Raw genomic sequence first — 10,544 nt, forward strand, 5'->3', positions numbered from 1 at the left:
GTGTCCAGCGCCTCCCGCAGGGTGCGCAGCCGCACCAGCGCGTAGCCGGGGTCGGCGGCGGGGCCGCGGCCGACCCGCTGCCGGGGGACGGCCGCCGCCTCCTCCGCCACCGACGTGTCGCGCGGCAGGGCGCGTTGCGCGACGGCGTGGGCCGTCAGCACGCGGCGGTGCCGGCCCAGCGAGGGCGGCAGGACGACGTAGGCGAGCCGGACGAGCCGCTTGTAGTGCTCGACGATCGCGGCCTCGGCCTGCTCCATGTCGAGCGGCCCCGGCCCCCCGGTGCCGCCGTCTCGGGGACGCGTGGTCACCGAGGTCGCGGCACCACTGGGGAAGGGGGCGGGGGCGCCGGGGGAGCGGCCGCCGGGAACGCGGCCGTCGGGTCGGGAGGGGTTCGCAGGAGTCGACACATTCGGCTGAACGAGTGGCCGCCGTCCCGGGTTACTGCCCGGTCCCGCCGCACGACCGGTGCGCGGCGCACGGGCGCGGCGCACGGACACCGGCCCGGCGCCGGTCGGACCGGCCGCCGGAGCGGGCGGGGGACCGGCCCACCGCCGGGGAAGGGCCGCTCGGGCACGCCACGCCGGAGGCCGCTCCGGAGGGAGGGCCGACGACAGGGCCCGGCACACCGGGCCTGCTCCCGGACTACCCGGGCAACGGCGGGGCACCCCCCGATGCCCGCCCACCGGTCGGCCGCCCGGTCCGCCCGCTGCGATCGGGGCGGGCGGACGCGGGGTGTGGCCGGACGGCGGCGGCGCAGCGGTGAGGCAGGTCAGCCGCGCGGCAGGGTGGTGCGCAGCACCTCCGGGAGCGTCGCCCAGTCGGAGGTCAGGACGGTGGCGTGGTGCCCGGCGAGCAGCGCCGCGCGGTCGAGCGCCTGCGCGGCGGTCGGGGTCCGGTTGTCGATCGCCGGAGCCACGGAGTGGGCGGCGGTCATCACCAGGACGTAGTTGTTGGCGGCGTACCACCCCGTGTCGATGCTCGGACCGGTGTAGGAGGAGGCGGCGCCGTCGAAGACGACGAACCAGGGGCGCAGCGAGGCGTCCTGGTAGCGGCCGGTGCGGGGGTCGCCCGCCTCCGCGCCGAGAACGGCGGGGAACGCGGTCGCCTGGTCGGCGCGGCCGGCTGCGGCCAGGTCGCGCAGGTGGCGTGCGTACTCCACGTCGGTCCACAGCGTGTCGAAGGGGTTGCGCTGTTCGAAGGTGCCGGGGATGAGGTGGATGAGGAACCGGCCCGCGAGGTCGTCGCGCGTCGGCCAGGCCCCGGCGCGGGCGGCGGCGTCCAGGGTCGGGTGGGCCCCGAGCAGTTCCCCGGGGCGGTAGACCGCGTCACCCAGGATCTGGCGCACCAGCGTGTCGAACTGGGCCGGTCCGCGACCGAGGTTGGCGGCGAACCCGTCCTTCATCTCGAACTTCAGGTGGATCGGCCGGTGTCCGGGGTTGGCGTCGTGCCAGGCCCGCAGGTCGCGCAGGCAGCCCGCCAGTCCGTGGTCGCGGGCGCCGCCGCGCAGCTGCGAGGCGGCGGCGGCGTCGGCGCAGTTGTTGTTGTTGCCCAGCGGGTTGTCGTGCGCCACCCGCCAGGTGCCGCCGAAGAAGTTGGTCCAGACGTCGAGTTCGACGAGGCCGGCGCCGGAGTCGAGGGCGTCGGCGAGGTAGGGGAAGGTCGACTTCTCGTAGGCGTTGTGCACGCCGACCGTCGTGACCGACGGGTGCGGCAGTGGGCCGGTGACGTCGGCGGCCGCTGCCGCCTGGGTGGGGGAGGGGACGAGCACGGCGGCCAGTGCCGCCAGCGTCGTTCCCGTCAGGACCGTCCGGGTACGTGCGGAGTTCCGCATGCAGCCACCCCTGGGGTGAGCCGGGCCGTAAGGGGGCCCGGGACTGGTCAAAACCCCTGCACCATAGGGCAGTTCGGGCGAACTGCGGGGGGCCGGTCAGGAGATCGGCCGGTGTCCGCCGCCTGAACGGCCGAAGCGCGGCCTCCGTCGCGCAACGGCTCCGGACGCCGGGCTGACCGGGCCCGTGGCCCGCCGGCCACCCGGGCCGGGGCCGGTGGCCGGGGCCGGGGCCGCTCGACCGGGGGCCCGGCACCCGGCTGACGCCCGGCCCCGCGCGGCGCGCCGCCCGGCCGTCGGGCCGCGGCCGCTGTCACGGTGGCCGCGGCGCGGGCGGCGGCCGCCCCGGCGCCGGCCCGGTGGGGTTCACCGCCGGCCCGGCGGCGCCCACGGAAGGAGCGACGGCATGATCACCATCGAGACGGTCTCCCTCGACGACGCGCGGCGCGTCATCGACGCGGGGGAGCGGGCGGCGCGGGAGGCGGGCCAACCCTGCAACATCGCGGTGGTGGACGCGGGCGGCAACCTCGTCGCCCACGTCCGCATGGACGGCGCCTGGATCGGCAGCATCGACATCTCGATCAACAAGGCGTTCACCGCGCGGGCCTTCGACCTCAGCACCGCCGACCTCGCGGACAACGCCGGCCCCGGTGACCAGTTCTACGGCATCGACGCCTCCAACCACGGCCGCGTGATGATCTTCGCCGGCGGGGTGCCACTGCGCCGCGGCGGGCGCGTCGTCGGCGCGGTCGGGGTCAGCGGCGGCAGCGGTGAGCAGGACAGCGCCGTGGCGAACGCCGCCGCCGACGCTCTCTGACGCCCTCCCACGCGGGGCCCACGCCGGGCCTGGTCGCCGCACGCCCGACGGCCGCCACCGGGTGCGTCCGCCGGGGGAGGGCGGTGCGGCCGGTGGCGGCCGTCAGGAGGGTGGACGCGGCCCCGCCGGGGCCGCGTCGCGGGAGTCAGGCCAGACCGGCCGACTCCAGCTCGGTGCAGCAGGTGTCCACCAGGAGGCGCGTCACCACGTACGGGTCGACGTTGGCGTTGGGGCGCCGGTCCTCGATGTAGCCCTTCTTGTCGCGCTCGACCTGCCACGGGATGCGGACCGAGGCGCCGCGGTCGGAGACGCCGTAGCTGTACTGGTCCCAGGGCGCCGTCTCGTGCGCGCCGGTGAGGCGGTCCTCGACACCCACGCCGTACTGCTTGACGTGCTCCAGCGGCTTGCCGTCCTTGCCGAGCGCCTCGGCCGCCGCGATGATCGCGTCGTACCCCTCGCGCATCGCGCGGGTGGAGAAGTTGGTGTGCGCGCCCGCGCCGTTCCAGTCGCCCTTCGCCGGCTTGGGGTCCAGCGTCGCGGAGACCTTGTGGTCCTCGGCGGTGCGGTAGAGCAGCCAGCGCGCCACCCACAGCTGGTCGGCGACCTCCAGCGGGGAGAGCGGCCCGACCTGGAACTCCCACTGGCCCGGCATGACCTCGGCGTTGATGCCGGAGATGCCCAGCCCGGCCTTCAGGCAGTTGTCGAGGTGCGCCTCGACGATCTCGCGGCCGTGGATCTCGTCGGCGCCGACGCCGCAGTAGTAGCCGCCCTGCGGCGCGGGGAACCCGCCCTCGGGGAAGCCCAGCGGCCGCGCGCCGGCGAAGAAGGTGTACTCCTGCTCGATGCCGAACAGCGGCTCCTGCCCGGCGAACCGCTCCGCCACCGGGCGCAGCAGCGCCCGGGTGTTGGACTCGTGCGGCGTGCCGTCGGTGTGGAACACCTCGCACAGCACCAGCTTGTCGTCGCCGCCGCGGATCGGGTCCGCGTACACCGCCACCGGCGTGAGGACGCGGTCGGAGGCGTGGCCCTCGGCCTGGTTGGTGCTGGAGCCGTCGAAACCCCACTCCGGCGGCTCGACGCCATCGGCCACGATCTTCGTCTTGGAACGCAGCTTCGCGGTGGGCGCGGTGCCGTCGATCCAGATGTACTCGGCCTTGTAGCTCACGTCGGGTCCTCCGGGGGCCTTGCGGGCGGTGTGCGGATACGCTGCCGCCACGATCCAGCCACCGGTTTTCCCGCCAGTTGCCCGCCTGTTAAACAGAGGTAACCGTCCCCGCCCGCCGGCGGGGCCGCCGAACAGGAGAGACCTCGTATGCGCATCGGACTGCTCGGCACCGGCCCCTGGGCCCGCCGCACCCACGGGCCCGCCCTCGCCGCCCACCCCTCGGTGGAGCTGGCCGGGGTCTGGGGGCGCCGCCCCGAGGCCGCCCGTGACCTGGCCGACACACTCGGCACCCGCGCCCACGACGACGTGGACGCGCTGCTGGACGACTGCGACGCCGTCGCCATCGCCCTCCCCCCGGACGTCCAGGCGCCGCTCGCCGTGCGCGCCGCCGGCGCCGGCAAGCACCTGCTGCTGGACAAGCCGATCGCCACCTCCGTCGAGGGGGCGCGGGAGTTGGTGGACGCCGTCACCGCCGCGGGGGTGGCGTCCGTCGTCTACTTCACCCTGCGGTTCACCGACGGCCCCGCCCGCTGGGTCGCCGAGCAGCAGGCCGCCGACGGCTGGTGGACCGGCGACGCCCGCTGGCTCTCCTCCATCTTTGCCGGCGGGGACAGCCCCTACGCCGCCTCCCCGTGGCGCCACGACCGCGGCGCGCTGTGGGACGTGGGCCCGCACGCGCTGTCGATGCTGCTTCCGGTCCTCGGCGACGTGGCGGACCTCGACGCGGTGCGCGGCCAGGCCGGGCCGGGCGACACGGTGCAGTTCCTGCTCCGCCACACCTCGGGCGCCGTCTCCACCGTCTCCACCAGTCACACGGTGCCGGAGGCCGCCGCCGAGGTGCTGGCGGAGGTGCGCGGCGAGGCCGGCGTCTCCCGGATGCCCGCCTGGCACGGCAACGACCCCCAGCTGCCGTTCGCCAACGCCGTGGACGCGCTGCTGCGCGCGGTCGACGGCGAACCGCACGCGTGCGACGTGCGGTTCGGAGCCCGGGTGACCGAGATCCTCGCCGCGGTCGAGGCGTCGCTGCCCGCGAAGTCGCCCCGGGGCGAGTCGGCCTGAGCCGTCCTGCCGTCCGGGGCGCCCCCGCTCCGGACGGCACCGCCGCTCAGCGCCGGCCCAGGGCCTCCCGGACCGCCGCCTCGCTCCGGCCGACCACGGCGGTGCCGTCGTCGGCGGTGATGATCGGGCGCTGGATCAGCTTCGGGTGCCGGGCGAGCGCGGCCACCCACCGGTCGCGGGCGGTCGCCTCCTTCGGCCAGCCGCCGACGCCGAGTTCGCGGGCCTCCGGCTCCTGGGTCCGGGTGATCTCCCACGGCTCCAGCCCCAGACGCTCCAGGACGGCGCGGATCTCCGCCTCGGAGGGGACGTCCTCCAGATAGCGGCGCACCGTGTAGTCGGCGCCCTCCGCCTCCAGCAGGGACACCGCGGTACGGCACTTCGAGCACTTCGGGTTGACCCAGATCTCCATGGCGCCACGCTACGCGCCGCGGTGCGGCCTGCCGCGGCAGGACGGGCGGCCGCCGCGTCGCCCGGGGGGACGAACCGGACGGCGTCCGTCACTGGCTGTCGCCGCCGCCCGCTTCTGTCCGTCCGTTGTGGGGCCGTGTGGTCCCGGAAGAGGGGGAGTTGGCCCTTTCGGCCGCCGCGGCGCACTACCCCGTCGGCTCACTCGGTGTGATGTCGACCGCACCGCGCCCGCATGTGGTTTCTCCGCCGTCCGCAGCGGGCAGCGACGAGTTATGGCCGTCGTCGCTGCCGGCCCGTCAGCCGCCGGAGTCCCGGCATGCGTGACGCGACGGCAGGGAGGAGCGTTCCCTTCCCCGCTGCGCTCCGCCCGGTGATCCGCGTGCTGCCCGTACTTCCGCCTCGGTCCTGACGCGAAAGGCACCGCCTGTGACGCTCCCCCGCCCGCTCGCCGCCCAGTCCTCCACCGTCCGCGTCGCCTCCGACGACACCGCCGCCTTCCACCAGTTCCTCGAACAGGTCCGGTACGAGGGCGCCTACCCCACCCGTGAGCGCGCCGAGGAGTCGGTGCGCCGCGTGCTCTCCGCGCTCGGCGGTCAGCTCAGCCGCGCCGACCGCGCCGACCTCGCCGCCTGCCTGCCCGGGCCCGCCGCCCGGCTGCTCACCCGGGCGACCGCCGCCCCCCGCACGCTCTCCGGCTGGGAGTTCGTGCAGGAGCTGACCGAGCGCTGCGGCGGCAGCCCGGCCACCAACCGCTGGGACGTCGGCGCCGTACTGCACATCGTGGCGCGCGGCGCGGACCGCCCGGTGCTCGACCGTGTCATCGCCGCGCTGCCCGCCGGGTACGCGCTGCTGTTCGGCCGTCCCGAGCTGGTGGGCCGACCCGAACTCGCCTCCGCGGCCTGAGGGCCGTACCGCGTTCGACGGCCGCTCCCGGGGGCGGCGGCCGTACCGCGGGCGCGCGGCACCGGCCACGCGCCCGCCCACGGGCAGCCGCACGGCGCCCATCCGCTGCCGCGGGTGGGCGCCGTGGGCGTTTCGGGCGACGGGCCGTGTCTGTTTCTGTCCGCTTCGGCCGCCTCCGACCGCCCGGCCGCCCTCGCCCCCGCCTCAGGCCGGCCGGCGCGTGCGCACGGTCGAGGCGAAGGCCCGCTCCTCCTCACCGAGCGGGGACGGAAGGGCGGTAGAGCTCCGGCAGGCCGATCAGGAGGGTGTCGTCGCGTCGGGCGGCGAGGACGGTGAGGTCGGGCCAGAAGCCGTGGAGGGAGAAGAGCGCGAGGACGGCGTCCTCGGTGTGATGGCCCTGGCGGGCGAGGAGGCCGCGGATGTGGTCGAGGCGTTCGAGGTCCTTGATTCCGCGTGGTGCGGCGGTGGCCTTGGCCTCGCCGATCATGCGGATGGTGCGGTGGGCGTGGCGGGGGGACTCACCGGGGCCCAGGAGGACGACGTCCAGCTCGTGCCTGGTGCGGGCGGTGGGGTCGGCGACCTCGGTGCGGCCCACCCAGCCGAAGTCGAGGCCGGGGGCTTCGTCCGGTGCCCAGCGGCGTGTCCACTCGCGCGCCAACTGCTCGAAGTGCGGGCCGAGGACCTGCGACTGAAAGGCGGGGCCGGCCTGCTTCCAGGCACGTTCGGGCAGTCCGGCGTCGATGAGGGGGGTCTGGGGGATGGTGACGGCCTGGTTGAAGCGGATCATCGGGTCCGGCACCAGATAGGAGGGGGAGCGCTTCTTGAGGAGGTCCTGGTCGCGTCGGACGTATCCGGCCGCGTCCAGCACGTCGAGGGCGTGTGCGGTGGCCGAGCGTTCCTTGCCGATGCGGCCGCCGATCTCGGTGGGGGTGGTCGCGCCGTCGACCATGGCGCCGAGCAGCGGATAGTAGGTGGCGCGCTGGTCAAGGCGCGGGTCCTCGCGCAGCAGGTACTCGGTCTCGGTGCGCGAGTACAGCGGGCCACCCGGCGTGAGAAGGCTGCGGGCGGCGAAGTCGTCGAAGCCGGTCCTGCTGTGCGGCGCGTCGTGCTCCGCGAGTACCCGGTAGCCGGGGACCCCTCCGCAGACGGCGTCGACAAGGAAGGCGGTGTGCGGGTCCTCGATGCCCCAGAACTCGCGGGCGGCACGGAAGTCCAGCGGGGCCAGCCGCAGATCGAGTGTGGCGCGCCCGCGCAGCGCCTGCTGCCCCGAGAGCAGGTCGTGCATGACCGACAACGCCGATCCGCACAGGATGACGCCCCCCTGGAGCGCTGCGCGGCCCGCGCCGGACTCGTAACGCGCCTCGTCGTACAGCGACTGCAGCAGGCCGGGCAGCTCCGGCGAGTGCCGCAGCAGATAGGGGAACTCGTCGAGGACCAGCAGCGGGGGGACCCTGCCGGCCCCGGGGCGTGACTGCAGCAGCAGCCGCAGGATCGCCGCCCAGTCGTCACCCAGCCGGAGCGCTTCCGTCGGCAGTCCCCTGGCACGCGCGACCGCCTCGACCACGCGAGCCTGTGCGGCCGGCCGGCTGTCCTCCTGCACAGCCAGCAGATAGGTCCCGTCCATGGCCTCGCAGAGCGCCCGCAGCAGGTAGGACTTGCCCAACCGTCGTCGTCCGGAGACGACGCCGATGCGCAGTGCCCCGCTGTCGTGCCCCGCGAACCTGGTGAGCTTGGCCCACTCCTCGTCGCGGAACCGCACATGGCCGGGAACGGGGACGAGGGACATGGCACCACCCACGGGACGTAGGGAACGTGAATCCTCATTCACGATACATCGTGAATCATGGTTCACCTAACGTCGCGGCGGGGTCGGCGCACGGGCCGCAGGTCGTCCCGGGCGGGGGTGGTGCTGCGCGGGCGCGCGACACGCTCAGCCGGAGTTGCAGCCCTCCGGGTGCACGCAGGGGTGCCTGTTCTTCTTCGGGCCGGGTGGCATCGAGGTGCCCCCTGCGCCGCGACCGGCAGGCAGCGGTCGGATGCCCAGCGCCTCGCTTCGTGTCGCCCCGCCCGGTCCGGCGGCGCTCCCTCTCGCCGTCCGCGCCGCACCGTGCCCTCGGGCACGGTGCGGCGCGGACCCGCCCGCCGCGGGCGTTCCGGGGTGTGTCCGTTCCTGTCCGGGGCCGCCTCCGACCGCCGTACCGCCCGGCCGCCCTCGCCCTCGCCTCAGGCCGGCCGGCGGGGCGGGCGGGAGGAGGCGCGCGGGATGAGCGTCGGGGTCGCGGTGAGCACCGGCGGCGGACCGCCCGGCTCGCGCTCCTCCAGCAGCAGCCGCAGCGCACCGCGCGCCACCTGGTCGAACGGCACCCGCACCGTGCTCAGCGGGACCGGGAGCCGGCTCACGGTCGGGATGTCGTTGTACCCGACGACGGAGAGGTCCTCGGGCACCCGCAGCCCGCGCTGGTGCGCCGCGGCCAGCACGCCGATGGCGGTGTTGTCGTTGACCGCGAAGATCGCCGTCGGCGGGTCCGGGAGGGCGAGCAGCCGCCGCCCGGCGGCCTCGCCCGCCTCCATCGAGAAGGAGTCCCCGGTCATCAACCGGGGGTCCGGTTCGATGCCCATCTCCCGCAGCGCCTCGCGGTGGCCCTGGTGCCGCAGCAGGGCGCTGGAGGCGTGCTCCGGCCCGCCGACCAGGCCGATGCGGCGGTGGCCGAGGTCGACGAGGTGACGGGTGGCCAGGCGGGCCCCCAGTAGGTCGTCGCCGACGGAGGCGGGGTGGAGGCCGTCGGTGCGCAGTGCCAGCACCCGCGGCACCGGGGGGCGGCCCGGGGCGGGCGCCGCCGCCCCCTCGGGGGCGGCCGGCGCTGGGGCGGGCTGCGGGGCCGGAGGCGCGTCGGCGGCGTCGAGCCGGGCGGTGGTGAGGATGAGCCCGTCGACCCGCCGCCGCATCAGGGAGTCGGCGGCGCGGCGCTCGGCCTCCGGTGAGTCCTCGGTGCTGGCGACGACGGCGAACACGCCGCGTTCGGCGCTGGCGGCGGCGATCTCCTCGTAGAGCATCGCCATGACGGTGTCGGTCAGCCGGGGCACGATGACCCCGATGGTGCTGGTGCCCGCGCGCCGCAGTCCCGAGGCCAACGGGTCGCGCACGTAGCCGAGTTCGCGGGCGACCTCGCGCACCCGCTCGGCGGTGGCGCTCCGCGAGCGCGGCAGTCGTTCGTCGAGCGCCCGCGACACGGTCGATGTGCTGACGCCCGCTGCTCTCGCCACGTCCCGAATGGTCACCATGCGGGTGAGCCTACCGCCACCACGAGGTGATCCGGCCCGAGCTCTTGACCCGCGTGAATCCTTGCGGTCATAGTGTCGAAACGTTCCCGCAAACGTTCCCACAAGGGGGTACCCCATGACTGATCTCGACCTCCGCGGACTCGTCCCGGCTCCCGTCACACCCTTCACGCCCGACGGTGCCGTGGACCACGAGGCGCTCGCCTCGTACGGTCGCTGGCTCGCCGGTTTCGACGGCGTCAAGGGCCTGGTCTGCCTCGGGCACGCGGGTGAGGGCACCTTCCTCACGCAGCAGGAGCAGGTGGCGGTCATCCGCACCCTGGTCGAGGCCGTGGACGGTGCCACGCCGATCATCGCCGGCATCACCGGCGAGGGCACCGCCGTTGCCGCCGACGAGGCGCGTCGCGCCGTCGACGCAGGCGCCGCCGCCGGCCTGCTCTACCCCTCGCACGGCTGGCTGCGGTTCGGGTTCCAGAAGGGCGCCCCGCAGGACCGCTACCGCGTCGTGCACGAGGAGTCCGGCCTGCCGCTGATCCTCTTCCAGTACCCGGACGTCACCAAGGCCAGCTACGACCTGGAGACGCAGCTGGAGATCGCCGCGCAGCCGGGCGTCTTCGCCACCAAGAACGGCGTGCGCAACATGCGCCGCTGGGACACCGAGATCCCGGTGCTCCGCGCGGAGCACCCCGAGCTGCAGATCCTGACCTGCCACGACGAGTACCTGCTCCACACCATGTTCGACGTGGACGGTGCCCTCGTCGGCTACGGCGGCCTGGCGCCCGAGCCGCTGATCGAGCTGATCGCCGCCGGCAAGGCCCGCGACTACTCCGCGGCCCGCGCCCTGCACGACCGGCTGCTGCCGATCACCAAGTCGGTCTACCACCGCGGCTCCCACATGGAGGGGACGGTGGCGCTGAAGCTCGGGCTCAAGGCCCGCGGCGTGCTGCCCCACGCCACTGTGCGGTCCCCGCTCATCGACCTTTCCGCGGAGGCCGAGCAGGAGATCGCCGAGGCGCTGAAGGCCGCGGAGCTCATCTGACCGCGGCCTGCGGCGGGCGGGAGCCGGTGGCGCGCTGCCGCGCCGC

General features: G+C 75.2%; 9 protein-coding genes and 1 pseudogene. 4 read left to right on the forward strand and 6 right to left on the reverse strand.

The features are described 5' to 3' along the window. A pseudogene (locus tag HCN56_RS19240) lies at nucleotides 1-257 on the reverse strand (hypothetical protein); the annotation flags it as partial. A gap of 512 nt (nucleotides 258-769) precedes the next feature. Beyond that, on the reverse strand, nucleotides 770-1,831 hold the full coding sequence (locus HCN56_RS19245; protein WP_167972861.1) for a phosphatidylinositol-specific phospholipase C domain-containing protein: 1,062 nt from the start codon (nucleotides 1,829-1,831) through the stop codon (nucleotides 770-772). 403 nt (nucleotides 1,832-2,234) lie between these two features. Here HCN56_RS19245 and HCN56_RS19250 point away from each other — a divergent pair, with 403 nt between their 5' ends. Continuing rightward, complete coding sequence (locus HCN56_RS19250) at nucleotides 2,235-2,645, forward strand: GlcG/HbpS family heme-binding protein (RefSeq protein WP_167972863.1); 411 nt, start codon at nucleotides 2,235-2,237, stop codon at nucleotides 2,643-2,645. Nucleotides 2,646-2,790: 145 nt separating this feature from the next. On the opposite strand, the gene glnII is transcribed toward HCN56_RS19250, so the two are convergent. Continuing rightward, a complete protein-coding gene (gene glnII, locus HCN56_RS19255; RefSeq protein WP_167972865.1) occupies nucleotides 2,791-3,810 on the reverse strand; it encodes a glutamine synthetase in 1,020 nt (339 codons plus the stop codon). 147 nt (nucleotides 3,811-3,957) lie between these two features. Between glnII and HCN56_RS19260 the strand changes: the two genes are divergently transcribed. After that, the gene (locus tag HCN56_RS19260) at nucleotides 3,958-4,869 is read left to right on the forward strand and encodes a Gfo/Idh/MocA family protein (protein ID WP_167972867.1); all 912 of its coding nucleotides are present in this window, start codon (nucleotides 3,958-3,960) and stop codon (nucleotides 4,867-4,869) included. Nucleotides 4,870-4,915: 46 nt separating this feature from the next. On the opposite strand, the gene HCN56_RS19265 is transcribed toward HCN56_RS19260, so the two are convergent. Beyond that, the gene (locus HCN56_RS19265; protein ID WP_167972869.1) at nucleotides 4,916-5,278 is read right to left on the reverse strand and encodes an ArsC/Spx/MgsR family protein; all 363 of its coding nucleotides are present in this window, start codon (nucleotides 5,276-5,278) and stop codon (nucleotides 4,916-4,918) included. Between the two features lie 425 nt (nucleotides 5,279-5,703). Here HCN56_RS19265 and HCN56_RS19270 point away from each other — a divergent pair, with 425 nt between their 5' ends. Next, entirely contained in the window at nucleotides 5,704-6,180 is a 477-nt protein-coding gene (locus tag HCN56_RS19270; protein ID WP_167972871.1) for a DUF2267 domain-containing protein, read from the forward strand. A 253-nt stretch (nucleotides 6,181-6,433) separates the two neighbouring features. Here the strand turns inward: HCN56_RS19270 and HCN56_RS19275 are convergent, their stop codons facing one another. Together HCN56_RS19275 and HCN56_RS19280 are read right to left on the reverse strand one after the other, a co-directional pair. Beyond that, the gene (locus tag HCN56_RS19275; RefSeq protein WP_167972873.1) at nucleotides 6,434-7,966 is read right to left on the reverse strand and encodes an AAA family ATPase; all 1,533 of its coding nucleotides are present in this window, start codon (nucleotides 7,964-7,966) and stop codon (nucleotides 6,434-6,436) included. 437 nt (nucleotides 7,967-8,403) lie between these two features. After that, nucleotides 8,404-9,462: a LacI family DNA-binding transcriptional regulator gene (locus tag HCN56_RS19280; protein WP_167972875.1), complete on the reverse strand. Its 1,059-nt coding sequence runs from the start codon at nucleotides 9,460-9,462 to the stop codon at nucleotides 8,404-8,406. A gap of 115 nt (nucleotides 9,463-9,577) precedes the next feature. On the opposite strand from HCN56_RS19280, the gene HCN56_RS19285 reads away from it, so the two are divergent. Next, complete coding sequence (locus HCN56_RS19285) at nucleotides 9,578-10,498, forward strand: dihydrodipicolinate synthase family protein (RefSeq protein ID WP_167972877.1); 921 nt, start codon at nucleotides 9,578-9,580, stop codon at nucleotides 10,496-10,498. The last annotated feature ends 46 nt before the right edge of the window (nucleotides 10,499-10,544 follow it).

The sequence above is a fragment of the Streptomyces lonarensis genome (assembly GCF_012033735.1).
GTDB classification, from domain to species: domain Bacteria; phylum Actinomycetota; class Actinomycetes; order Streptomycetales; family Streptomycetaceae; genus Streptomyces; species Streptomyces lonarensis.